We start from the raw sequence: 23,078 nt of genomic DNA on the forward strand, positions 1-23,078 counted from the left end.
CTACGCCTGGTGCGCGGCGGCGAAATCGGCATAACCCTTCTGCACCAACGCGTAAGTCTTGTCGATATTGCTGGCGACGTCGCCATTCAGCACCTTCAGCCCGTCCAGCACGCCGCGCGCCTCCTTGAAGCCCTGGTCCACGCCTTTTTTCAGCGTCTCCATGAACTTGTTGAGCACGGCATCGCCCTCCTCGCCGGGGTGCTGCTGCTTGAAGGCTTCATAAAACGCCGTCGACAGCGATACAATGCGGCTCGCGGTGCCTTCCGGCGTATTATCCTGCGACACGGCGTTCTGGATGGCGTTGTCGCCGAAATCGTCCTTGAGCGCCTCGTTAATGCCGGTCAGCGCCGTTTTCAGCAGCACCGACAGCGGTTCGTTGGAAGAATTCAACGATACCGTCAAGGAAGCTTGTACGATAGACACGTTCAGCTGCGCCTTGGCCTTGGCCAGGACGTTGACATTGCTATCGTCCTTGGCCTGGACCGGTGTCGCGGCTGTTGTACTGCCGGAGGTTGCAGAGACGGGAGTGGCCATGATGTGGCTCCTGTTGGAATATCTTTTAATTATCGGCAGACTTACGAATAACTGTAGCCCCTTGACCGCAACTATGACCACACAGACCTTTCTCTGGCACGACTACGAAACCTTTGGCGCCCAGGCGCGCCGCGACCGCCCGGCGCAATTCGCCGCGATCCGCACCGACGCCGACCTGAACGAGATCGGCGATCCCATCATGTTGTATTGCAAGCCGGCCAACGATTTCCTGCCTGACCCGCAATCCTGCCTGATCACCGGCATCACGCCGCAGCAGTGCCTGGAATGGGGCGTGCCGGAGCACAAGTTCGCCGCCACCATCGAGCAAGCCTTCTCCAAGCCGGGCACCATCGGCGTCGGCTACAACACCATCCGCTTCGACGACGAGATCACCCGCTTCATGTTCTGGCGCAACCTGATCGACCCGTATGCGCGCGAATGGCAAAACCAGTGCGGCCGCTGGGACTTGCTGGACGTGGTGCGCATGACCTACGCGCTGCGCCCGGAGGGCATCGAGTGGCCGCTGCGCGAGGACGGCAAGCCGAGCTTCAAGCTGGAGCACCTGGCCAAGGCCAACGGCCTGCTGCACGAGGCGGCGCACGATGCGCTGTCCGACGTGCGCGCCACCATCGCGCTGGCGCGCCTGATCAAGCAGAAGCAACCGAAGCTGTTCGACTTTTGCCTGGCGCTGCACAAGAAGGACCGCGTGGCCGACGAGATCGGCATGCACCTGGCGCCGCAGCTGCGCGCGCCGTTCCTGCACGTGTCGGGCATGTTCCCGGCCGAGCGCGGCTGCATCGCGCTGGTGTGGCCGCTGGCCACGCATCCGACCAACAAGAACGAGGTGATCGTCTGGGACTGCACCTACGATCCGACCGAGCTGTTCACGCTGGACGCCGACACCATCCGCACCCGCATCTTCAGCCGCGCCGACGCGCTGCCGGAAGGCGTGACGCGCCTGCCGGTCAAGAGCATCCACCTGAACAAATCGCCGATGCTGGTGTCCAACCTGAAGACGCTGTCGCCGGCGATGGCGGCCAAGTGGGGTATCGACCTCGAACAAGGCAAGGCCAACGCCGCGCTGGCAGCAGCCGGCCGCAACATGGATATCGAATGGGAGCAGGTGTTCCACCGTCCGGCCGGCGCCGAGCTGGATGTGGACGAGGACCTGTACAACGGCTTCGTCGGCAAGGACGACCGCCGCATGCTGGACTCGCTGCGCAAGGAAACGCCGGCCAGGCTGGCCACGGCCTCGCCGTCGTTCAGCGATCCGCGCCTGCTGGAACTGCTGTTCCGCTACCGCGCGCGCAACTTCCCCGAGACCTTGTCCGAGGGCGAGATGGAGCATTGGGAACAGCACCGCGCGGCGCGCTTCTACGAAGGCGCAGGCGGCGCGCGCAGCATCGACCAGTTCTTCGGCGAGATCGACCATCTGCAACAGGATGCCGATGAGCGTGCCGAACACATACTGGCCGAGCTGTACGAGTACGTGGAGCTGATCGCTCCAGCGCACTAAACGAAGTTAAACGCGATGCTGGTTGATGGCGTCGCGCGTTTCCAGCGCCACGCGGCGCGCGGCGGCCGCGAAGTCTTCATTGGCCCTGGGCGCCGCGTACAGGATCGCGCGCGACGAGTTGATCATCATGCCGGTGCCGTTGTAGGTACGGCCCGACTTGACGGTCGCTTCGATGTCGCCGCCCTGCGCGCCGATGCCCGGCACCAGCAGCGGCATGTCGCCGACGATCGCCCGCACCTGCGCCAGTTCTTCCGGGAAGGTGGCGCCCACCACCAGCGCGCATTGGCCGTTGGCGTTCCACTTGTCGGCCACCAGGCGCGCCACGTGCTGGTACAGCGGCTTGCCGTCGACGTTCAGGAACTGCAGGTCCGAACCGCCGGGGTTGGAGGTGCGGCACAGGATGATGACGCCACGCTCGCTCCACTCCATGTACGGCTCCACCGAATCCGAGCCCATGTAGGGATTGACGGTCACCGCGTCGGCGCCGTAGCGGTCGAACGCTTCGCGCGCGTACTGGCGCGCGGTGGCGCCGATGTCGCCGCGCTTGGCGTCCAGGATCACCGGAATGTGCGGATAATTGTCGCGCACGTAGTGGCAGATCTTCTCCAGCTGGTCTTCCGCGCTCAGCGCCGCGAAGTAGGCGATCTGCGGCTTGAACGAGCACGCCAGGTCGGCGGTCGCGTCGATGATCTCGCGGCAGAAGTGGTAGATGCCTTGCGGATCGTTCTGGAACTGGGCCGGCAGCTTGGCCATGTCCGGGTCCAGGCCCACGCACAGCAGGGAGTCGTTGGCCGCCCAGGCGGCAGATAATTTGTTGATGAAAGTCACGACGCACCCTTCGTATTTGTTGCAAACCCTCTATTGTAACGCCCCCGCAGCCGCCTGTTAAAATTTGACCCTCACTCCTTAGAAAGCGAATTCCTATGAAACTCACGAACAAAGTCGCCATTGTGACCGGCGCCACCCAAGGCATAGGCTTGGCTTGCGCGCAGCGCCTGGTGGCCGAAGGCGCCAAGGTCATGCTGGTCGACATCAAGCCGGAAGGCGCGTCCGCCGCCGCCACGCTGGGCGAACAGGCGCGCTTCTTCGCCGCCGACGTCAGCCAGAAATGCGACGTCGACGCGCTGGTGGCCGCCACCCTGGCCGAGTTCGGCCGCATCGACATCCTGATCAACAACGCCGGCGTCACCCACGCCGCCGATTTCCTCGACCTGACCGAGGACGATTTCGACCGCGTGCTGCGCATCAACCTCAAGTCCATGTTCCTGTGCGGCCAGGCGGTCGCGCGCGAGATGGCCAAGCAGCACAGCGGCTGCATCATCAACATGTCCAGCGTGAACGCCGAACTGGCGATCCCGAACCAGGTGCCATACGTAGTGTCCAAGGGCGCGATCAACCAGCTGACCAAGGTCATGTCGCTCAATCTGGTCACGCACGGCATCCGCGTCAACGGCATCGGCCCCGGCACCATCCTGACCGAGCTGGCCAAGCAGGCCGTGATGGCCAGCCCGGAAGCGCGCCACACCATCCTGTCGCGCACGCCGATGGGCCGCTGCGGCGAACCGGAGGAAGTGGCCTCGATCGCCGCCTTCCTGGCCAGCGACGACGCCAGCTACATGACCGGCCAGACGCTGTACGTGGACGGCGGCCGGCTGGCCCTGAACTACACGGTGCCGGTGAAATAAAGAGTTATGCGCCTGGTTGATGTCTGGTATCTGAAACATCAATTAGACACATATCTTTCGCCCCCCCATAATTACACCTGTCTCCACTATTCTCCTCCAAGAAAATAGTTTTAAGCCCGCTTTAACCAGCGGGCTTTTTTTTTGCCTGCTGTCATTACAGCGTCATATTCCCTTCCTATACTGGACACATCTTCAGTACATGCAACCGATAGGCATGACGGAAGAAAGGTGCACCGGGGTTCCGGTGCACCACTCCCCCTTTTCTGCGCTGCATGGTATTGTCCGGGTCATGATCAAGCTACTGCTATTGACCAATTCCCACGCCCGGCTACGCTACCGGACCGCCATCGTCCTGTACCTGCTGATCCTGATCCTCGGCTCGCTGCCCGGCGCACGCCAGGAAATCGGCGAGCTGGCCTCGGGACTGATACTGCATTCCGTCGCCTACGCCGGCCTGACCTTCCTGCTTTTCACCGGCGGCACCGGCAGCTTGCGGCTGCGCGCCGGCAAGGCCGTACTGACCATCGCCCTGATGGGCGCACTCGACGAATTAGTACAAAGCAACTTCGCCTACCGCCATGGTGCCGTGTCCGACTGGCTGGTCGACTGCAACGCCGCCGTGCTGACGGCGCTCTTCATGTGGGTCCTGTGGACCCGCTATCGCATCCAGCCGTCAAACTGATACTGCCGGCGCGTTCTCCAGTCGCGCCCATCGCCAGCTCCACGTCCAAACGCATTTGCTGCAACTGCTCCGCCTTGGCCACGCGTACCAATTCGTGCAATGAGTGCGTTAATAAATGCCGGCTGCGAGGGTCCGGCCCGTTTCCACAAGTAGAATTAATTAAATCTTCGATAATAGTGTCTGTCATGCGTGTCAACATATCGATATCCTTTAAAGTGATACCCAACAATTATTGCGTGTGAGTAGCGCCTCTCAATTGATGTATATCAACTGCGGCAGATTGGAAGGGAACAAAAGCGGGCGCTCGGCCTCTGAATCAAATGGCTAGCCATTTTGATTAATCGACCGTGGGGAGAATGTGATGAATATGATCAGAAACACCACCATTGCGCTGTTTATCCTGACGCTGGCAGCTTGCGCCTCGGACCGCAACAGCGAACCCAGCGCGAGTAGCAGCACCAGCAGCTATCCATCCGATGGCGGCAATCCGGGCACCACCAGCACCACCACCCAGGGCGGCAACGCCAACCAGAGCAGCACCACCGGCACCATGAGTAGCAGCGGCATGAGCGGCAGCAGTCCCAGCGCCCAGGCTTCCTATGGCGTGGTGCAGGCCATCGACCAGATGCAGCGCCAGGATGTGGGCGTGGGCGCGGCAGGCGCGGCGGCGGCGGGCGGCAGCGTTGGCTTACCGACCGACAAGGTCTACCGGGTCACCGTGCGCATGGACGACGGCAGCAACCAGATGGTGGTGGTCGACTCCATGCCCAGCTACAAGACCGGCGACCGGGTACGCTACAACAACGGCGCCTTGACCAGCTACTAGGCTAGTACAGCTGCTCGACCTGGTAGCCGCGCTTCCTGAGCAGCTGCGGCAAGCCGTCGTCGCCCACCAGGTGCAGCAGGCCGACGCCGACAAAGGCGGCCGGCTCCTGCTGCAGGATGCGCTCGATATTGTTGGCCATTTCCGGATTGCGCTTGCCCAGCAGCACGCGGTTCATGAAGCCGGCGGAGATCGAGTCGCCGCTGATGGCGCTGCGCCACGCCGCGCGGATGGCGGGCGCGTCGGCGGCGTTCCAGGCGTCGATCAGCGCGGTGGACTTCTTCAGCGAGGCGCCGTCGGCCAGGTCGGCCAGGTGCTCCAGCAGGTACTGCTCTTGCTGGCGCTCGTCCAGCGTATCGAACAGGCCCAGCTGATAGTCGGCGCTTTCCAGCTCGCGCACCGCCTTGTCCTGGCTCTTGGCGGCCGCCAGCAGCGCGTACTCCACCGCCTGGCTGCGCTGGTAGCCATGCACCTCCATCTCGGCGCCCACCAGCAGGTTGGCGATCAGCCAGGGCTTGTACTGCTGCACCGATTGCAGCGAGATGCCGGCCCGCGCCAGCGCCTCCACCGTCAGCCGCAGCGCCGCCGGCGACAGGTGCCACTGCACCGCGTCGCCCTCCGGATAGCGCCCATGGCGCGCCAGCGCCAGCTGGAACGGCGCATCCTGGCGGATATCGAGCTCGATCACCAGCGCCTTGGAGTCGAGCAGCGCGCGCGACACCAGCGGGTCCAGTGGGTAAAAACCGTCCTTGCCGACATGGATGGTGCCGAACAAATAGCTGGTCTTGCCATCGTGCGTGACCCGGTACAACTGGCCCCGGTGCGCGACCGAAGCCGGTTCGCTCAAGCCGGCGGCCAACACCGCCTGGCAGCAGGCCAGCAAGATCGTAATGAGAATGGCAATTTTCTTCGGCATGAGTTTTCCCCGCGATAGCGGGCATGCCATCGAAAGAATGAAATGTAATAAGGGAGTAGTAAGGCGGTGCGCGTTACTGTTTCCTATGGTAAATCAGGAAAATGCGCGGCGAGATATTTTTTTAAAACTTGCGGCTAAACTTCAGCGAAATAAACACACTAAATATCAAGTGTTTAATAAAAATACTGTTTAAATGATTAGATATTATTGATTTAATACGCCTAATACCCACACTCAATCCATGGACTTCATTGATTATTGAGCTAGCGGCCGGATATAGCCCCCATGATTCCATTTTCCATCCTCGACCTTTCGCCGATCGCCGAGGGCAGCACGCCCTCCGCATCGTTGCGCAACACGCTGGACCTGGCGCAACACGGTGAGCGCTGGGGCTACCAGCGTTACTGGCTGGCCGAGCACCACGGCATGCCCGGCATCGCCAGCGCCGCCACCGCCGTGGTCATGGCCCATGTGGCCGGCGGCACCTCGACCATCCGGGTCGGCGCCGGCGGCATCATGCTGCCCAACCACGCGCCGCTGGTGATCGCCGAGCAGTTCGGCACGCTGGAGGCGCTGTTCCCCGGCCGCATCGACCTCGGCCTGGGCCGCGCGCCCGGCTCCGACCAGGCCACCGCGCGCGCGCTGCGCCGCAACCTCGACAGCGATGCCGACGCCTTCCCGCAAGACGTGCTCGAATTGCAAGACTACCTGTCGGACACGCCGCGCCAGCGCGTGCTGGCCGTGCCCGGCAAAGGCGCCAAGGTGCCGCTGTGGATTTTGGGGTCCAGCACCTTCGGCGCACAGCTGGCCGCGCACATGGGCTTGCCGTTCGCCTTCGCCTCGCATTTCGCGCCGCAGATGATGCTGCAGGCGATCGCCCTCTATCGCGGCAACTTCCAGCCGTCGGCGCAGCTGGCCAGGCCGCATGTCATGCTCGGCTTCAACGTGTTCGCCGCCGACAGCGACGAGGAAGCGCACTACCGCGCCACATCGATGCAGCAAGCCTTCGTCAACCTGCGCAGCGGCCGCCCGGCGCGCCTGCCGCCGCCGCGGGCCGGCTATCTGCAAGCGCTGGGCCCGCAGGAACGCGCGCTGCTCGATTCCGTGCTGTCCTGCTCGGCCATCGGCGCGCCGGACACGGTGCGTCGCCAGCTGCAGGAATTCATCGCCCGCACCGGCGCCGACGAGCTGATGATCACCTCGCAGATCTTCGACCACGCACAGCGCCTGCGCTCCTATGAAATCACGGCCGAAGTGCGACAGGGGCTGACGCTGGCCGCGGCGGGCCTGTAGGAAAAACGACCCGAGCTCAGCAGCAATTTGTGATCGCCGGTAAAATTGCGACCTGCAAATTGAAGGAGCACCCGTGAGCCAGTCCCACGCCCAGCAAGACATTTCCCCAGGCATGGTCTGGCTGTTCGCCATCGCGACCGGGCTCATCGTCGCCAACCTGTACTACGCGCAAACGCTGATCGGCCCGATCAGCCGCGCCACCGGACTCGATCCCGGCGCGGCCGGCCTGATCGTCACGCTGACGCAGATTGGCTACTGCCTCGGCCTGTTGTTCATCGTGCCGCTGGGCGACCTGCTGGAAAACCGCCGTCTGATCTTCATCGCCCTGCTGACCACGGCCGTCGCCCTGCTGGCGGCCTCGTTCACGCGCAGCGCGCCCTTGTTCCTGCTGGCGGCGTTCTGCATCGGACTCGGTTCGGTGGCGGCGCAGATCGTGGTGCCGTTCGCCGCCCACATGGCGCGGCCGGAAAAGCGCGGCCAGACCGTCGGCAAAGTGATGAGCGGCCTGTTGATGGGCATCATGCTGGCGCGTCCGGTCTCCAGCCTGGTGGCGGACGCCTTGAGCTGGCACGCCATCTTCGTCATCTCCGCCGTCGGCACCACGGCGCTGGCCTTCCTGTTGCGCGCGCGGCTGCCGCAGCGCCAGCCCGATTCGGGCCTGCACTATTTCGCCTTGCTGGGATCGATGTGGCAGCTGCTCAAGACCACGCCCATCCTGCGCCGCCGCGCCGCCTACCAGGCGTGCATGTTCGGCGCCTTCAGCCTGTTCTGGACCTGCGTCTCCTTGGAATTGACCGGCCCGCGCTTCGAGCTGAGCCAGACCGGCGTCGCCATCTTCGCGCTGGTGGGTGTGGCGGGCGCGATCGCCTCGCCGATCGCCGGCCGCCGCGCCGATCAGGGCAAGAGCCGCTCCACCACCGCCATCGCCCTGAGCTTGGGCGCGCTGGCCTTCGCCATGCCGCTGCTGATCCATTCCAGCCGCCTGGTCGACCTGGGCGTGCTGGTGCTGACCTCGATCGTGCTGGACATGGGCGTCTCGGCCAATCTGGTGACGGGACAGCGGGCCATCTTCGCGCTGCCGGCCGAGATCCGCAGCCGCCTGAACGGCCTCTACATGGCCCTATTCTTCATGGGCGGCGCGCTGGGTTCCTCGCTGGGAGGCTGGATGTTTGCCGCGCACGGCTGGAGCGGCGTACTGTGGGCCGGCCTCGCCTTCCCCCTGACCGCCCTGTGCGTGTTCGCCACCGAATAAAATCGGGGTCAAGTCTGACATTCGGACACGGCCTCTGCCGTAGCAGCGTCTACGGCAGAGGCCGTGTCCGAATGTCAGACTTGACCCCGCGCTAAGCCAGCCCGCCGAAGCGGTCGAAGAAGGCGGGTTCGGCGGCGGGGGCTGCGCTGTCCTCGCGGCGCAGCGTGGCGTCGATGTGCTGCTCGGCCGCCGCGTAGACGGCCTGGTAGATGGCCCGTGTCAGCTCGTAGGCCAGCGCGCCCGGCCACGGCGTCGGCAGCAGCTCGACCGGCAGCTGCGGATCGTGCAGCTGCACCCGGCGGTAGGCGTGGATCAGCAAGGTGCGCACCACGTAGGCTTGCTGCGGCGCCAGTGCGCCTTCGGCCTCGGCCGCCCGCACCGCCGCCAGCAGCGGCTCGAATTGCGCGATAAATTGCTGGTAGCCCTGCGCGACGCCGCTCAGGTCCCAGCCGTCGGCCACCAGGTCGCTCAAGGCGCGCCCGCTGACCTGGCGCATGGCCTTGCCCTGCACCACGAACAGCTTGCCCGCCACCCCCAGCCGCTTGAGCAGCTCGTCCAACGCCGGGCCGTCGGCCGCCGGATGGCCCATGATGCCGGGCGCGATCACGCTATAGCCTTCCCACAGCAACTCCTTGCGCACCGCGCTGCGCTCGGCCGCGTTGAGCGCGCCGTCGCCGTTGAGGATCAGTGTCCAGCTGCCGTCCCAGTGCACATTGAGCGGCGCGTAGATGCGGCGGTAGGCGTGCACGAAGCGCGCCATCGCCGGCGGCGTGATGGCGTAGGAACTGCGGCGGCCGTCGCGCTGCGCGCCCAGCCAGCCTTCCTGCGCCAGCCGGAACACTGAGGTGCGCAGCAGCCGGTCGTTGACGCCGAACGGCGCCAGCAGCTCGATCAGGCTGCCCAGCCACACCATGCCACCGTGCGGCACGATGGCGTCGCCGAAGATGGTCACCACCAGCGACTTCGAGCGCGGCGGGTCGCTGGCCAAAAATCCGGTTATCCAGTCGTTGCAATTCATGGGCAGGCATCTCTTTCTATACACACAAACAAGAGTTTACTTTGCCTGACCATCGGCGCAGCATTTATTTCACCGTCGTTGCCGACGGGATACTGATTTGTGATATGAGTCAAAAAATGCGTAGTCAAACCAAAATATGTATCGTATGATTGGCCATCAGCGATGAGGAGACAGCGATGTATGCACAAATGGTGGAGACGGGCCTGAGCACGGTCCGCACGGCGGACGACATGGCCGCCGACGAGCGCGCCTTCCAGGCCCGCATCGACGACGGCGTCAAAATCGAGGCCAAGGACTGGATGCCGGACGCCTACCGCAAGACCCTGATCCGGCAGATTTCCCAGCACGCGCACTCGGAAATCGTCGGCCAGCTGCCCGAGGGTAACTGGGTGACCCGCGCGCCCACGCTGAAACGCAAATCCATCCTGCTGGCCAAGATCCAGGACGAGGCCGGCCACGGCCTGTACCTGTACAGCGCCGCCGAGACGCTGGGCGTGTCGCGCGACGAGCTGCTCGCCGCTCTGCATTCCGGCAAAGCCAAGTACTCCAGCATCTTCAACTACCCGACCCTGTCGTGGGCCGACATGGGCGCGATCGGCTGGCTGGTCGACGGCTCGGCCATCATCAACCAGATCCCGCTGTGCCGCTGCTCCTACGGCCCGTATGCGCGCGCCATGATCCGCGTCTGCAAGGAAGAATCGTTCCACGCGCGCCAGGGCTACGACATCATGATGGCGCTGGCCAAAGGCACGCCGGAACAGAAGGCGATGGCGCAGGATGCGCTCAACCGCTGGTGGTGGCCGTCGCTGATGATGTTCGGCCCGTCCGACGCCGAATCGGTCAACAGCGCCCAGTCGGCGCAGTGGCGCATCAAGCTGTTCTCCAACGACGAACTGCGCCAGCGCATGGTCGACCAGACCGTGCCGCAAGCCGAGTATCTGGGCCTGACCGTGCCCGACCCCGACCTGAAATTCAACGCCGACACCGGCCACTACGAATTCGGCGCCATCGACTGGAGCGAGTTCCACAACGTCTTGAAGGGCAACGGCCCATGCAACCGCGAGCGCCTGCGCACCCGCGTCAAGGCCTGGGAAGACGGTGCCTGGTTCCGCGATGCGCTGGTCGCCCACGCCGACAAACACGCCACCGCCAAAGCGGCATAAGGAGATCAAGATGAGCAAAGAATGGCCACTGTGGGAAGTATTCATCCGCAGCCAGCACGGGCTGGCGCACAAACACGTCGGCAGCCTGCACGCGCCGGACGCCGAAATGGCGGTCAACAACGCGCGCGACGTCTACACCCGCCGCAATGAAGGCGTCAGCATCTGGGTGGTGCGCGCGGCCGACATCGTCGCCAGCAGCCCAGGCGACAAGGGCGCGCTGTTCGAGCCGTCCAACAGCAAGGTGTACCGCCACCCGACCTTCTTCCCGATGCCGGAAGAAGTCAAGAACCTGTAAGCGGAGTCCATCGTGCAAAACAAGGTAAATTATTTACTTCGCCTCGGCGACAACGCCCTGATCCTGAGCCAGCAGCTGTCGCAGCTGTGCGGCAAGGGCCCGGCGCTGGAAGAGGACATGGCGCTGACCAACGTCGCGCTGGACCTGCTGGGCCAGACCCGCTTGTGGTACGAGTACGCGGGCGAACTGGAAGGCGCCGGCCGCGACGAGGACAAGCTGGCCTACCACCGCGACGCCCACGACTTCAAGAACTGCCTGCTGCTGGAGCAACCGAACGGCAACTACGCCGACACCATGGTGCGCCAGTTCTTCTTCGACGCCTGGCACTACTTCCTGATCGTCGGCCTGACGCGCAGCAGCGACACGCGCATCGCCGCCATCGCCGAGAAATCGCTGAAGGAAGTGACCTACCATCTGCGCCGCAGCGGCGACCTGATCGTGCGCCTGGGCGACGGCACGGACGTCAGCCACGCCAAGACGCAAGCGGCAGTGAATGAACTTTGGATGTACAGCGGCGAAGTATTCGCCTACGACGCCATCGATGAAGCGATGGTGGCCGACGGCGTGGCCCCGGCCGCGGCCGACCTGCGCGCGCAATGGCTGGCGCACGTGGCCGAGATCCTGGGCGAAGCCACGCTGACCATGCAGCCGGCCGACGCCTGGATGCAAAGCGGCGGCAAGCAAGGCCGCCACAGCGAGCACCTGGGCTACATCCTGGCCGAGATGCAGTTCCTGCAGCGCGCCTATCCCGGCGCCACCTGGTAATCGCGAGCCAGCGCCATGACAGCCGCCGCCACCAGCACCGCCGACCGCCCGCCCGCCGCCGCCCAGGTCTGGGCCTGGCTGGCCGAGGTCTCCGACCCCGAAATTCCGGTCATCTCGATCGTCGACCTGGGCATCGTGCGCGACGTGCAGCTGGCCGCAGACGGCGCCTGCACCGTCACCATCACGCCGACCTATTCCGGCTGCCCGGCGATGCAGGTGATCGCCGACGCCATCACCGACGCGCTGCACGCCCACGGCCTGCAAGACGTGCGCCTGCAAAACCAGCTGTCGCCCGCCTGGACCACCGACTGGATGAGCGAAGAGGGCAAGGCCAAGCTGAAAGGCTACGGCATCGCGCCGCCGGCGCAGCAGGTGATCGACATCAGCGGCTTGCACGCCGGCGCCGCCATCTCGCGCCGCGCGCAGCCGCGCCTGACGGTAGCCTGTCCCAACTGCGGCTCGCACCACACCGAAATCACCAGCCAGTTCGGCTCCACGCCCTGCAAGGCCTTGTACAAATGCCTGGACTGCCGCGAGCCCTTCGACTACTTCAAGTGCCACTAAAAAGATCATGAGCAAATTCCACCCGCTGACCGTCTCGCAAGTGCGCAATGAAACGCGCGACACCATCGCCGTCACCTTCGCCGTGCCGCCCGAGCTGCAAGAGAACTTCAGATTCCAACAAGGCCAGCACCTGACGCTGCGCGCCCAGATCGGCGACGAAGACGTGCGCCGCTCGTACTCGATCTGCTCCGCCGTTCAGGAAGGCGCGCTGCGCGTGGCCATCAAGCGCACCCAGGGCGGCCTGTTCTCCAGCTGGGCCAACGACACCATCAAGCCCGGCATCACGCTCGACGTGATGCCGCCGATGGGCCACTTCAACGTGCCGCTGGACGTCGCCAACCACAAGCACTACCTGGCCTTCGCCGCCGGCAGCGGCATCACGCCCATCCTGTCGATCATCAAGACCACGCTGGCGGCCGAGCCGCACAGCCGCTTCACGCTCTTCTACGGCAACCGCGCCTCGTCCTCGGTGATCTTCAAGGACGAGCTGTCCGACCTGAAGGACACCTACATGGAGCGCCTCAAGCTGGCCTATGTGATGAGCCGCGAGCAGCAGGACATCGAACTGTTCAACGGCCGCATCACCAAGGAGAAGGCGGCGCAGTTCCTCAAGCACTGGGCGTGGGTGGAAGACATCGACGTCGCCTTCATTTGCGGTCCGGAAGACATGATGCTCGGCGTCTCGGAAGCCCTGCAGGAAGCCGGCATGCCGAAGTCGCAGATCAAGATCGAGCTGTTCGCCGCCAGCATCCCCAAGCACCAGCACAAGCCGCGCGCCATCGACCCGCAAGCGGGCCGCCACGAAACCGAAGTCACGGTTATCCTGGACGGCAACGCCACCAGCTTCACCATGGACCAGGACAAGGAATCGCTGCTCGACGCGGGCCTCAAGGCCGGCATCGACATGCGCTACTCCTGCAAGGGCGGCGTGTGCTCGACCTGCCGCTGCAAACTGCTCGAAGGTAAGGTCGACATGGACGTCAACTACGCGCTGGAAGACTACGAGATCGCACGCGGCTATGTGCTGAGCTGCCAGAGCTTCCCCATCACCGACAAAGTCGTTATCGACTTCGATCAGGCCGAATAAAAAAACATCCCACCGGAGACGCCATGAACTACGAGAACATCCTCTTCGACATCACCGACGGCGTCGCCACGCTGACGCTGAACCGCCCCGATAAGCTCAACAGCTTCACCCAGGCCATGCACGAGGAAGTGCGCCACGCCATGCACAAGGTCAGCCACGACAAGAGCGTGCGCGTGTTCGTGCTGACCGGCGCCGGCCGCGGCTTCTGCGCCGGCCAGGATCTGTCGGATCGCTCGGTGGAGCCGGGCGCCCGTCCGGTCGACCTGGGCGATTCGGTGGAAAAGAACTACGCCCCGCTGGTGCTGGCGCTGCGTGCCTTGCCGATGCCGGTGATCTGCGCCGTCAACGGCGTGGCCGCCGGCGCCGGCGCCAACATCGCGCTGGCCTGCGACATCGTGCTGGCCGCCAAATCCGCGTCCTTCGTCGAAGTGTTCTGCAAACTTGGCCTGATCCCCGACACCGGCGGCACCTACTTCCTGCCACGCCTGATCGGCAGCGCGCGCGCCATGGGCCTGGCCATGCTGGGCGAAAAGCTCAGCGCGGAAAAAGCCGAGTCCTGGGGCCTGATCTGGAAGGCCGTGCCGGACGACGAACTGGCCACCGAAACGCAGGCCATGGCGCGCCACTTCGCCACCGCCCCGACCAAGGGACTGGCCTTCACCAAACAAGCCTTGCATTGCAGCCCGCACAATTCGCTGCAACAGCAGCTGGCGCTGGAATGCGAAATGATGAGCGAACTGGGTCGCAGCGACGACTACCGCGAAGGCGTGGCCGCCTTCATGGAAAAGCGCGCGCCGCAATTCAAGGGGAAATAAGATGGCAGCTCTCCATACCGACCGCGCGGTCGCCGTCATCGGCAGCGGCGCCATGGGCGCGGGCATCGCGCAGGTGGCCGCCGTCGCCGGCTACACCGTCAAGTTGTTCGACACCCGGCCGGAAGCCGTGGCCAAGGCCATGTCCGACATCGCCGCCGCGCTGAACAAGCTGGTGGCCAGGGAGCGCATGAGCGCCGTCGATTGCGCCGCCGCCATCGCCCGCGTGCGGGCGGCCCTCACGCTTAACGACATCGCCGGCTCCGCGCTGGTGGTCGAGGCCATCGTCGAGAACCTCGACGTCAAGCGCGGCCTGTTCGCCGAGCTGGAAGCCATCGTGGCCGACGACTGCATCCTGGCCACCAACACCTCGTCGATTTCGGTCACCGCCATCGCCGCCAAGCTGCGCGTGCCGGCGCGGCTGGTGGGCATGCACTTCTTCAATCCGGTGCCGTTGATGGCGCTGGTCGAAGTGATCAGCGGCCTGGCCACCGACGCCGCCGTCGCGCAAACCGTGTACGACACCGCCGCCGCGTGGGGCAAGCAGCCGGTGCACGCCAAATCCACGCCGGGCTTCATCGTCAACCGCGTGGCGCGGCCGTTCTACGCCGAAGGCTGGCGCCTGCTGAACGAGCGGGCCGCCGACGCCGCCACTATCGACGCGGTCATGCGCGATTGCGGCGGCTTCCGCATGGGGCCCTTCGAGCTGATGGACCTGATCGGCCATGACGTCAACTTCTCGGTCACGCAATCGGTGTTCGGCGCCTACTTCAACGATCCGCGCTTTACGCCGTCGGTGCTGCAGCAGGAGATGGTCAACGCCGGTTTCCTCGGCCGTAAATCTGGCCGTGGCTTCTACCATTACGGCGATGCCGCCCCCGCCGTGCCGCAACCGCAGGCGGAAGCAGCGCAGCCGAAGCCGGAATTCGCCAGCTACACCATCGAGCCGGGTGCTGCGGTCGGCCCATCGCATGCCGTCGGCGGCGCGGTGTGCGACGCATTGGCGGCCCGCCTGCGCGCGTCCGGCATCAACATCTCGCACCGCAAGACGCCGGAAGTGCGCAGCCACGTCGCCGGCACCGACGACGCGCCGGCGTTCCACTGCAACGGCGCCGCCATCTACCTGACCGACGGCCGCAGCGCCACCCAGCGCGCGCATGACAGCCATCATCCGGACACGGTGCTGTTCGACCTGGCGCTGGACTACGCCACCGCCAAGCGCATCGCCGTCAGCTGCGCGGATCAGTGCGCGCCTGCGGCCTTCAACGCCGTGGTGGGGCTGTTCCAAGCGGCCGGCTTCACCGTCACGCGGCTGGACGACGTGCCCGGCCTGGCCGTCATGCGCACCGTCGCCATGCTGGCCAACGAGGCGGCGGACGCCGTCAACCAGGGCGTCTGCAGCGCCCACGCGGCGGACATCGCCATGCAGAAGGGCGTCAATTATCCACGCGGCCCGCTGGCCTGGGCGGATGCGGTGGGCATCGGCCAGATCGTTGCCGTGCTGTCCAACCTGGCCGCAGGCTATGGCGAGGACCGCTACCGCGTGTCGCCTCTGCTGCGTCGCAAGCAGGCGGCAGGAGGGCGTTTCCATGACTAAGACCGCCATGCTGGCCTCCGCGCTCGACGTCGAAGAAGCACAGGCGCTGGCGCAAGCCGTGGGCGCCGCCATGTTCGAGAGCGACCCGGCCTCGCAGGGACTGGGCATGAAGATCGACGCCATCGCGCCCGGCCACGCCCGCATGTCGATGCCGGTGCGCGCCGACATGTTGAACGGCCATGGCAGCTGCCACGGCGGTTTCATTTTCACGCTGGCCGACAGCGCCTTCGCCTTCGCCTGCAATAGCCACAACCTGACCACCGTGGGTGCGGCCTGCACCATCGACTACCTCGCGCCCGCCCGCCTGCACGACGTGCTGACCGCCGACGCGACCGAGCAGGCGCTGGCCGGCAAGAGCGGTGTCTACGACGTCAAGGTCACCAACCAGGACGGCCGCACCGTCGCGCTGTTCCGGGGGAAGTCGCACCGGGTCAGCGGTCATATACTGCCGCAGCACGCCGAGTAAAGAGGAGACACCGATGGTCCAACGCATCCCCGCGCCGTCCGATCTGGAACCGATCGAACGCGCCAGCAAGGACGAGCTGCAAGCGCTGCAACTGGAGCGCATGAAGTGGTCGCTCAAGCACGCCTACGATAACGTGGCCCATTACCGCGCCGCGTTCGACGCCGCCGGCGTCCATCCCGACGACCTGCACACGCTGGCCGACCTGGCCAAGTTCCCCTTCACCGGCAAGAAGGAACTGCGCGACAACTACCCGTTCGGCATGTTCGCCGTGCCGCAGGAGCAGGTGGTGCGCGTGCACGCCTCCAGCGGCACCACCGGCAAGCCGACCGTGGTCGGCTACACCCAGAACGACATCGACACCTGGGCCAACGTGGTGGCGCGTTCGATCCGCGCCGCCGGCGGCCGTCGCGGCGACATGGTGCATATCTCCTACGGCTACGGCCTGTTCACCGGCGGCCTGGGCGCGCACTATGGCGCCGAACGGCTGGGCTGCACGGTGATCCCGATGTCCGGCGGCCAGACCGAAAAGCAGGTGCAGCTGATCGAGGACTTTAAGCCATCCATCATCATGGTCACGCCGTCGTACATGTTGAACATCATCGAAGAGTTCCAGCGCCAGGGCCTGGACCCTGCCGCCAGCTCGCTCAAGGTCGGCATCTTCGGCGCCGAGCCGTGGACCGACGCCATGCGCAGGGAGATCGAACAACGCGCCGGCATCGACGCGGTGGACATCTACGGCCTGTCCGAAGTGATGGGCCCCGGCGTCGCCAGCGAGTGCATCGAGAGCAAGGACGGCCCGGTGATCTGGGAAGACCATTTCTACCCCGAGATCATCGACCCCGAAACCGGCGAGGTGCTGCCGGACGGCGCGGAGGGCGAGCTGGTATTCACCTCGCTGAGCAAGGAAGCGTTGCCCATCATCCGCTACCGCACGCGCGACCTCACACGGCTGCTGCCGGCCACTTCGCGCTCGATGCGCCGCATCGGCAAGATCACCGGCCGCTCGGACGACATGCTGATCATCCGCGGCGTGAACGTGTTCCCGTCGCAGATCGAAGAACTAATACTCAAGATGCCTAAACTGGCGCCGCAATACCAGCTGGTGATCAGCCGCGACGGCCATCTCGACAAACTGGACGTGCTGGCCGAGCTGCGGCCGGGCGTCGCCGACAGCGAGACTGAAGTGCTGGCGCGCGAGCTTGAACACCACATCAAAACCTACGTCGGCGTCACCACCAAGGTGCGCCTGCTGGCCCCCAACGGCATCGAGCGCACATTGACGGGCAAGGCCCGCCGCGTGGTCGATCAGCGCCCAAAACCTTAAGGAGATTCCGTGAACGACGCTTTCATCTGTGACGCCATCCGCACCCCATTCGGCCGCTACGGCGGCGCCCTCGGCGGCGTGCGCGCCGACGACCTGGCCGCGCTGCCCATCGCCGCGCTGATCGCCCGCAATCCCGGCGTGGACTGGTCCAAGGTCGATGACGTCTACTATGGCTGCGCCAACGGCGCCGGTGAGGACAACCGCAACGTCGGCCGCATGGCCGCGCTGCTGGCCGGCCTGCCGGTCGAGGTACCCGCCAACACCATCAACCGCCTGTGCGGCTCCAGCCTGGACGCGGTCGGCATCGCCGCGCGTTCGATCAAGGCCGGCGAAGCGCAGCTGGTGATCGCCGGCGGCGTCGAAAGCATGACGCGCGCGCCTTTCGTCATGGGCAAGGCCGATAGCGCGTTTTCGCGCGCAGCCAAGATCGAGGACACCACCATCGGCTGGCGCTTCGTCAATCCGCTGATGAAGGCCATGCACGGCATCGACAGCATGCCGGAGACGGCCGAAAACGTCGCCCAGGAATTCAACATCAGCCGCGCCGACCAGGATGCATTCGCAGTGCGCAGCCAGCAGCGCTGGGCCGCCGCCCATGCTGCCGGTGTGTTCAAGGACGAAATCGTGCCGGTCACGCTGGTGCAAAAAAAAGGCGATCCGAAGATTGTCGACACCGACGAGCATCCGCGCCCGGATACCACGGTGGAGATGCTGGCCAAGCTGAAAGGCGTGGTCAAGCCGGATGGCAGCGTCACGGCCGGTAACGCCTCCGGCGTCAACGACGGGGCTTGTGCGATTTTGCTGGCATCTGCCGCCGCCGCCGAGCAGTACGGCCTGCGCAAGCGCGCCCGCGTACTGGGCATGGCGACCGCCGGCCTGGCGCCGCGCATCATGGGCTTTGGTCCGTCGCCGGCGTCGAAGAAGGTGCTGGCGCAGGTTGGCCTGACGATCGAACAGATGGACGTCATCGAATTGAACGAAGCCTTTGCGGCGCAGGGCCTGGCCGTCACGCGCGATCTCGGCCTGGCCGATGACGCGGCGCACGTCAATCCGAACGGCGGCGCCATCGCCATCGGCCATCCGCTCGGCGCATCGGGTGCGCGGCTGGTGCTGGCGGCGCTGAACCAGCTGGAACGCACCGGCGGCCGTTACGCGCTGTGCACCATGTGCATCGGCGTCGGCCAAGGCATCGCCCTCGTCATCGAACGCGTGTAAAGCGCAGGAGCGCCGTTATGGTCAAAGTCTACGAAATCAACGGCGTCACGCCGGTGGTCCACCCGACCGCCTACGTGCATCCCAGCGCGGTGCTGATCGGCGACGTTATCGTCGGCCCGCGCTGCTACGTCGGTCCGCTGGCCGCGCTGCGCGGCGACTTCGGCCGCCTGATCCTGGAGGAGGGCGCCAACCTGCAAGACACCTGCGTCATGCACGGCTTCCCCGGCGCCGACACGGTGGTCGAGCGCGACGGCCATATCGGCCACGGCGCCGTGCTGCACGGCTGCCGCATCGGCCGCAACGCCCTGGTCGGCATGAACAGCGTGGTGATGGACAACGCCGTCATCGGCGCCGACAGCATCGTCGCCGCCATGAGCTTCGTCCGTGCCGGCATGCAGGTGCCGCCGCGCAGCCTGGTGGTCGGCACGCCGGCCAAGGTGGCGCGTGAACTGCGCGACGACGAGATCAAATGGAAGACCGAGGGCACCGGCCAGTACCAGGAACTGGCGGTGCGCTCCATGAACACCATGCGCGAAGTGGAAGCGCTGACCGCAGTGGAACCGGACCGCAAGCGCATCGAGTGGGAAAGCTCGCTACCGCTGCACCTGCACAAAAACGCCCAAGCATAATCAACGGAGAGTTAAACATGGCATCAACCCTGCAAAGCTGGATCGGCGGCCGATGGATCGGCGCCGAAGCGTCTGCACCGCTGCACAGCGCCTTGAACAACGCGCTGATCTACCACACCCACGCCGAGAAGATCGACTTCGACGAAGCCGTCACCTACGCCCGCAAGACCGGCGTGCCGGCGCTGATGAAGATGGACTTCCAGCAGCGCGCCGCGCGCCTGAAGGCATTGGCGCTGTACCTGGCCAGCCGCAAGGAAGAGCTGTACGCGATCTCGCACCTGACCGGCGCCACCCGCGCCGACAGCTGGGTCGACATCGAAGGCGGCACCGGCACGCTGTTCGCCTACGCCAGCATGGGCAGCCGCGAGCTGCCGTCGTCGAACGTGCTGCACGAAGGCCCGGCCATGGCGCTGGGTAAAAACGGCGGCTTCTCCGGCACCCACATCCTGGTGCCGCGCGGCGGCCTGGCGGTGCACATCAACGCCTTCAACTTCCCGATCTGGGGCCTGCTGGAGAAGTTCGCGCCCAGCTTCCTGGCCGCCATGCCGTGCATTGGCAAGCCCGCCTCCGCCACCAGCTACCTGACCGAAGCGCTGGTGCGCATGATGAACGATTCCGGCCTGCTGCCGGAAGGCGCGCTGCAACTGGTCATCGGCAGCACCGGCGACCTGCTGGACCGTTTGGGCGGCGCCGACGTCGTCACCTTCACCGGTTCGGCCGATACCGCCGCCAAGCTGCGCACCAACCGCAACCTGATCGCCAACTCGGTGCCGTTCACCGCCGAAGCGGATTCGCTCAACTGCGCCATCCTGGCGCCGGACGTCACGCCGGACGATGTCGAGTTCGACCTGTTCGTCAAGGAAGTGGCGCGCGAGATGACCGGCAAGGCCGGCCAGAAATGTACCGCCATCCGCCGCATCATCGTGCCGGAAAATATGGTGGACGCGGTCGGCGCGCGCCTGCGCGAGCGCCTGGCCAAGGTCAGCATCGGCGATCCGTCGGTGGAAGGCGTGCGCATGGGCGCCCTCGCATCCAAGGACCAGCAGCGCGACGTCGCCGAGCGCGTCGAACTGCTTGCGCGCGGCAACGAGGTGCTGTTCAGTGAACGCGACGGATTCAAGTTGATCGGTGACGGCGTCGCCAACGGCTCCTTCTACTCGCCGACGCTGCTGCTGTGCCGCGACGGCATGCGCAACGACGCGGTCCACGACATCGAAGCCTTCGGCCCGGTCAGCACCATCATCAGCTACAACGGCATCGATGAAGCGCTGGCGCTGGCCGCGCGCGGCAAGGGCTCTTTGGTCTCCACGCTGGTGACCAAGGAGCCGGCCATCGCCGCCTACGCCGTGCCGATGGCGGCCGCCTCGCACGGCCGCGTGCTGATCCTGGAACGCGAAGCGTCGGTCGATTCGACCGGCCACGGCTCGCCGCTGCCGCAGCTGAAGCACGGCGGCCCTGGCCGCGCCGGTGGTGGCGAGGAGCTGGGCGGCATCCGCGCCGTGCGCCACTTCCTGCAACGCGCCGCAGTGCAAGGCTCGCCGACCATGCTGGCCGCCGTCACCGGCGAGTACGTGCGCGGCGCCAAGGTGCAGGAAAGCGAAGTCCATCCGTTCCGCCGCTATTTCGAAGACCTGAAGATGGGCGACTCGCTGCTGACGCACCGCCGCACCGTGACCGAGGCGGACATCGTCAACTTCGGCGGCGTCTCCGGCGACTACTTCTATATGCACTTCGACGACATCGCCGCCAGGGACACACAGTTCGGCAAGCGCATCGCGCACGGCTACTTCGTGCTGTCGGCCGCTGCTGGCTTGTTCGTCTCGCCGGCGCCTGGTCCGGTGCTGGCCAACTACGGCCTGGACAACCTGCGCTTCATCACGCCGGTGGCCATCGGCGACACCATCCGCGCGCGCCTGACCTGCAAACGCAAAGTGGACCGCAACCGCACCGACGACAAAGGCATTGGCCAGGGCGTGGTCGCGTGGGACGTGCAGGTGACCAACCAGAACGACGAACTGGTGGCCAGCTACGACATTCTGACGTTGGTGATGAAACGTAGCTAAGGTAGCAGTCGCGCCGGGACGGGATAGTCCCGGCGCGCGAGGTGTTACTTGCGCAGGCCGAACGGATCGTCGATGCTGTGCGCCGGTTCGGTGAACCACTTTGGACCGTTCTCCGTCATGTAGAAATGGTCCTCGTGGCGTACGCCGAATTCGCCGGGGATGCAGATCATCGGCTCGTTCGAGAAGCACATGCCCACGTCCAGCGGCGTCTTGTCGCCGCCGACCAGATATGGCCACTCATGGATATCGAGGCCGATGCCGTGGCCGGTGCGGTGCGGCAGGCCTGGCAGCTTGTAGCCGGGACCGAAGCCGTCCGCCTCCAACGAACGGCGTGCGGCCATGTCCACCTGCTCGCACGGCACGCCCAGCTGCGCCGCGTTGAAGGCCGCCGCCTGCGCCGCCTTTTCGCTGTTCCACACCGAACGCTGACGCGCGCTGATTTCGCCGTACACATAGGTGCGCGTGATGTCGGAAATGTAGTTGTGCAGTTTGCAGCCTGTATCGATCAGCACAGTGTCGCCCGGTTGCAACGTTTGCACATAGCTCACACCATGCGGATAGGCGGTCGCCTCGCCGAACAGCACAATCACGAAGTAGGAACCGGAAGCGCCGACCTTGCGGTGCGCGCGGTTGATGAACTCTTCCACTTCAACGGTGGTGATCCCCTCGCGCAGCATGCTGGCGGTGGCCACGTGCACGGCCAGGGTCATGTCCTTGGCGCGCTGCATCAGCGCGATTTCGTTGGCGGACTTGCGGGTGCGGCAGTGGGCCGTGACCTTGCCGGCGTTTTCCAATGCGTAGCCATCGGCCAGCGGACGGATGCCGTCGTAGATGAAGAAAGCCGCGCTCTCGCAGATGCCGACGCGCGGCGCAACGTCGCCCGCAGCCGCTGGCGCGATGCCCATGCGCTTGAGCGTGTCGACGAACAGCTGGTACGGGCTCTCATGTTCGTGCCAGGTATTGACGTTCCCCTCGACCAGCATGAAGTCCTTCAGCGTACTTTCTTCGAAAGCGGGGGCGATGTATTCCACCGCGCCGCTGGCCGGCAGGATGGCGCCGACCATGCGCTCGCTGGCATGCCACTTGGTGCCGGTGAAGTAGGTCATGTTGGAGCCGGCGTTGACGTAGATCGCCGCGATGCCCTGGTCGCGCATGTAAGCCTGCGCGCGCGCCAGCCGCTGGTGGTGTTCGTCCTTGCCGATGGGGACCGCGCCTGCGGTCATGTCGGACAGCGAGGCTAAGGCCTCTTCCATGGTTTTTCCGCCAATAGTCATTTTTATATCCCTGAATTGATTTGCGTGACCGCGCGGATCTTTGTCTGCGCCAGCCGACGATCATAACAGTTTTGCCCCCGCCGCAAAGTCACAGAGAGGTAATAC

At 65.2% G+C, this 23,078-nt stretch carries 23 protein-coding genes; 18 read left to right on the top strand and 5 right to left on the bottom strand.

Going from position 1 to position 23,078, the window contains the following annotated elements:
- Nucleotides 1-534: a DUF5610 domain-containing protein gene (locus tag KVP70_RS04415; protein WP_217940871.1), complete on the bottom strand. Its 534-nt coding sequence runs from the start codon at nt 532-534 to the stop codon at nt 1-3.
- A gap of 73 nt (nt 535-607) precedes the next feature.
- On the opposite strand from KVP70_RS04415, the gene sbcB reads away from it, so the two are divergent.
- On the top strand, nt 608-2,050 hold the full coding sequence (sbcB, locus tag KVP70_RS04420; protein ID WP_217940872.1) for an exodeoxyribonuclease I: 1,443 nt from the start codon (nt 608-610) through the stop codon (nt 2,048-2,050).
- Nucleotides 2,051-2,056: 6 nt separating this feature from the next.
- Here sbcB and pyrF read toward each other — a convergent pair whose 3' ends face one another.
- Nucleotides 2,057-2,878: an orotidine-5'-phosphate decarboxylase gene (gene pyrF / locus KVP70_RS04425; RefSeq protein WP_217940873.1), complete on the bottom strand. Its 822-nt coding sequence runs from the start codon at nt 2,876-2,878 to the stop codon at nt 2,057-2,059.
- Between the two features lie 95 nt (nt 2,879-2,973).
- Here pyrF and KVP70_RS04430 point away from each other — a divergent pair, with 95 nt between their 5' ends.
- The 3 genes from KVP70_RS04430 to KVP70_RS04440 all read left to right on the top strand — a co-directional run bounded on the left by KVP70_RS04430 (nt 2,974) and on the right by KVP70_RS04440 (nt 5,243).
- On the top strand, nt 2,974-3,735 hold the full coding sequence (locus tag KVP70_RS04430) for an SDR family NAD(P)-dependent oxidoreductase (protein WP_020705375.1): 762 nt from the start codon (nt 2,974-2,976) through the stop codon (nt 3,733-3,735).
- A 289-nt stretch (nt 3,736-4,024) separates the two neighbouring features.
- Nucleotides 4,025-4,417, top strand: a complete 393-nt coding sequence (locus KVP70_RS04435) for a VanZ family protein (RefSeq protein ID WP_217940874.1) — start codon at nt 4,025-4,027, stop codon at nt 4,415-4,417.
- 361 nt (nt 4,418-4,778) lie between these two features.
- Entirely contained in the window at nt 4,779-5,243 is a 465-nt protein-coding gene (locus KVP70_RS04440; protein WP_217940875.1) for a hypothetical protein, read from the top strand.
- Nucleotide 5,244: 1 nt separating this feature from the next.
- On the opposite strand, the gene KVP70_RS04445 is transcribed toward KVP70_RS04440, so the two are convergent.
- Nucleotides 5,245-6,156: a TraB/GumN family protein gene (locus KVP70_RS04445; RefSeq protein ID WP_217940876.1), complete on the bottom strand. Its 912-nt coding sequence runs from the start codon at nt 6,154-6,156 to the stop codon at nt 5,245-5,247.
- Nucleotides 6,157-6,441: 285 nt separating this feature from the next.
- Between KVP70_RS04445 and KVP70_RS04450 the strand changes: the two genes are divergently transcribed.
- Nucleotides 6,442-7,449: an LLM class flavin-dependent oxidoreductase gene (locus KVP70_RS04450; RefSeq protein ID WP_217940877.1), complete on the top strand. Its 1,008-nt coding sequence runs from the start codon at nt 6,442-6,444 to the stop codon at nt 7,447-7,449.
- 112 nt (nt 7,450-7,561) lie between these two features.
- Nucleotides 7,562-8,701 carry an MFS transporter gene (locus tag KVP70_RS04455; protein ID WP_217941155.1) on the top strand — a complete coding sequence of 380 codons (1,140 nt, stop codon included), beginning with the start codon at nt 7,562-7,564 and terminating at the stop codon, nt 8,699-8,701.
- A gap of 91 nt (nt 8,702-8,792) precedes the next feature.
- Here the strand turns inward: KVP70_RS04455 and paaX are convergent, their stop codons facing one another.
- Nucleotides 8,793-9,719, bottom strand: coding sequence for a phenylacetic acid degradation operon negative regulatory protein PaaX (gene paaX, locus KVP70_RS04460; protein WP_217940878.1), 927 nt, complete (start codon nt 9,717-9,719; stop codon nt 8,793-8,795).
- A 176-nt stretch (nt 9,720-9,895) separates the two neighbouring features.
- Between paaX and paaA the strand changes: the two genes are divergently transcribed.
- The 12 genes from paaA to paaZ are packed head-to-tail and all read left to right on the top strand — an operon-like array spanning nt 9,896 to nt 21,699.
- Nucleotides 9,896-10,882, top strand: a complete 987-nt coding sequence (gene paaA / locus KVP70_RS04465) for a 1,2-phenylacetyl-CoA epoxidase subunit PaaA (RefSeq protein ID WP_217940879.1) — start codon at nt 9,896-9,898, stop codon at nt 10,880-10,882.
- A gap of 10 nt (nt 10,883-10,892) precedes the next feature.
- Nucleotides 10,893-11,177 (top strand): 1,2-phenylacetyl-CoA epoxidase subunit PaaB, encoded by a 285-nt coding sequence (gene paaB, locus KVP70_RS04470; RefSeq protein WP_020701068.1) that lies wholly within the window; start codon nt 10,893-10,895, stop codon nt 11,175-11,177.
- Between the two features lie 12 nt (nt 11,178-11,189).
- Nucleotides 11,190-11,942 carry a 1,2-phenylacetyl-CoA epoxidase subunit PaaC gene (gene paaC / locus KVP70_RS04475; RefSeq protein ID WP_217940880.1) on the top strand — a complete coding sequence of 251 codons (753 nt, stop codon included), beginning with the start codon at nt 11,190-11,192 and terminating at the stop codon, nt 11,940-11,942.
- 15 nt (nt 11,943-11,957) lie between these two features.
- The gene (gene paaD, locus KVP70_RS04480; RefSeq protein WP_217940881.1) at nt 11,958-12,506 is read left to right on the top strand and encodes a 1,2-phenylacetyl-CoA epoxidase subunit PaaD; all 549 of its coding nucleotides are present in this window, start codon (nt 11,958-11,960) and stop codon (nt 12,504-12,506) included.
- 7 nt (nt 12,507-12,513) lie between these two features.
- Complete coding sequence (gene paaE, locus KVP70_RS04485; RefSeq protein ID WP_217940882.1) at nt 12,514-13,593, top strand: 1,2-phenylacetyl-CoA epoxidase subunit PaaE; 1,080 nt, start codon at nt 12,514-12,516, stop codon at nt 13,591-13,593.
- A gap of 23 nt (nt 13,594-13,616) precedes the next feature.
- A complete protein-coding gene (paaG, locus tag KVP70_RS04490; RefSeq protein ID WP_217940883.1) occupies nt 13,617-14,408 on the top strand; it encodes a 2-(1,2-epoxy-1,2-dihydrophenyl)acetyl-CoA isomerase PaaG in 792 nt (263 codons plus the stop codon).
- 1 nt (nt 14,409) lies between these two features.
- Nucleotides 14,410-16,002, top strand: a complete 1,593-nt coding sequence (gene paaH / locus KVP70_RS04495) for a 3-hydroxyacyl-CoA dehydrogenase PaaH (RefSeq protein ID WP_217940884.1) — start codon at nt 14,410-14,412, stop codon at nt 16,000-16,002.
- A complete protein-coding gene (gene paaI / locus KVP70_RS04500; RefSeq protein WP_217940885.1) occupies nt 15,995-16,468 on the top strand; it encodes a hydroxyphenylacetyl-CoA thioesterase PaaI in 474 nt (157 codons plus the stop codon). Before paaH ends, paaI begins: the two co-directional genes overlap by 8 nt.
- 13 nt (nt 16,469-16,481) lie before the next feature.
- Nucleotides 16,482-17,792: a phenylacetate--CoA ligase PaaK gene (paaK, locus tag KVP70_RS04505; protein WP_217940886.1), complete on the top strand. Its 1,311-nt coding sequence runs from the start codon at nt 16,482-16,484 to the stop codon at nt 17,790-17,792.
- Nucleotides 17,793-17,801: 9 nt separating this feature from the next.
- The gene (pcaF, locus tag KVP70_RS04510) at nt 17,802-19,007 is read left to right on the top strand and encodes a 3-oxoadipyl-CoA thiolase (protein ID WP_217940887.1); all 1,206 of its coding nucleotides are present in this window, start codon (nt 17,802-17,804) and stop codon (nt 19,005-19,007) included.
- Between the two features lie 17 nt (nt 19,008-19,024).
- Nucleotides 19,025-19,636, top strand: a complete 612-nt coding sequence (gene paaY / locus KVP70_RS04515) for a phenylacetic acid degradation protein PaaY (RefSeq protein ID WP_217940888.1) — start codon at nt 19,025-19,027, stop codon at nt 19,634-19,636.
- A 17-nt stretch (nt 19,637-19,653) separates the two neighbouring features.
- Nucleotides 19,654-21,699, top strand: coding sequence for a phenylacetic acid degradation bifunctional protein PaaZ (gene paaZ / locus KVP70_RS04520; RefSeq protein ID WP_217940889.1), 2,046 nt, complete (start codon nt 19,654-19,656; stop codon nt 21,697-21,699).
- Nucleotides 21,700-21,743: 44 nt separating this feature from the next.
- Here paaZ and KVP70_RS04525 read toward each other — a convergent pair whose 3' ends face one another.
- The gene (locus KVP70_RS04525; RefSeq protein ID WP_229224591.1) at nt 21,744-22,973 is read right to left on the bottom strand and encodes a M24 family metallopeptidase; all 1,230 of its coding nucleotides are present in this window, start codon (nt 22,971-22,973) and stop codon (nt 21,744-21,746) included.
- Nucleotides 22,974-23,078 lie beyond the last annotated feature (105 nt).

The organism is Duganella violaceipulchra, from assembly GCF_019166075.1.
Classification (GTDB): domain Bacteria; phylum Pseudomonadota; class Gammaproteobacteria; order Burkholderiales; family Burkholderiaceae_D; genus Rugamonas; species Rugamonas violaceipulchra.

Coding starts and splice junctions, on each gene's coding strand:
- KVP70_RS04415 (WP_217940871.1), bottom strand. CDS start 534: ATGGCCACTCCCGTCTCTGCAACCTCCGGCAGTACAACAGCCGCGACA.
- sbcB (WP_217940872.1), top strand. CDS start 608: ATGACCACACAGACCTTTCTCTGGCACGACTACGAAACCTTTGGCGCC.
- KVP70_RS04430 (WP_020705375.1), top strand. CDS start 2,974: ATGAAACTCACGAACAAAGTCGCCATTGTGACCGGCGCCACCCAAGGC.
- KVP70_RS04435 (WP_217940874.1), top strand. CDS start 4,025: ATGATCAAGCTACTGCTATTGACCAATTCCCACGCCCGGCTACGCTAC.
- KVP70_RS04440 (WP_217940875.1), top strand. CDS start 4,779: ATGAATATGATCAGAAACACCACCATTGCGCTGTTTATCCTGACGCTG.
- KVP70_RS04445 (WP_217940876.1), bottom strand. CDS start 6,156: ATGCCGAAGAAAATTGCCATTCTCATTACGATCTTGCTGGCCTGCTGC.
- KVP70_RS04450 (WP_217940877.1), top strand. CDS start 6,442: ATGATTCCATTTTCCATCCTCGACCTTTCGCCGATCGCCGAGGGCAGC.
- KVP70_RS04455 (WP_217941155.1), top strand. CDS start 7,562: ATGGTCTGGCTGTTCGCCATCGCGACCGGGCTCATCGTCGCCAACCTG.
- paaX (WP_217940878.1), bottom strand. CDS start 9,719: ATGAATTGCAACGACTGGATAACCGGATTTTTGGCCAGCGACCCGCCG.
- paaA (WP_217940879.1), top strand. CDS start 9,896: ATGTATGCACAAATGGTGGAGACGGGCCTGAGCACGGTCCGCACGGCG.
- paaB (WP_020701068.1), top strand. CDS start 10,893: ATGAGCAAAGAATGGCCACTGTGGGAAGTATTCATCCGCAGCCAGCAC.
- paaD (WP_217940881.1), top strand. CDS start 11,958: ATGACAGCCGCCGCCACCAGCACCGCCGACCGCCCGCCCGCCGCCGCC.
- paaE (WP_217940882.1), top strand. CDS start 12,514: ATGAGCAAATTCCACCCGCTGACCGTCTCGCAAGTGCGCAATGAAACG.
- paaG (WP_217940883.1), top strand. CDS start 13,617: ATGAACTACGAGAACATCCTCTTCGACATCACCGACGGCGTCGCCACG.
- paaH (WP_217940884.1), top strand. CDS start 14,410: ATGGCAGCTCTCCATACCGACCGCGCGGTCGCCGTCATCGGCAGCGGC.
- paaI (WP_217940885.1), top strand. CDS start 15,995: ATGACTAAGACCGCCATGCTGGCCTCCGCGCTCGACGTCGAAGAAGCA.
- paaK (WP_217940886.1), top strand. CDS start 16,482: ATGGTCCAACGCATCCCCGCGCCGTCCGATCTGGAACCGATCGAACGC.
- paaY (WP_217940888.1), top strand. CDS start 19,025: ATGGTCAAAGTCTACGAAATCAACGGCGTCACGCCGGTGGTCCACCCG.
- paaZ (WP_217940889.1), top strand. CDS start 19,654: ATGGCATCAACCCTGCAAAGCTGGATCGGCGGCCGATGGATCGGCGCC.
- KVP70_RS04525 (WP_229224591.1), bottom strand. CDS start 22,973: ATGACTATTGGCGGAAAAACCATGGAAGAGGCCTTAGCCTCGCTGTCC.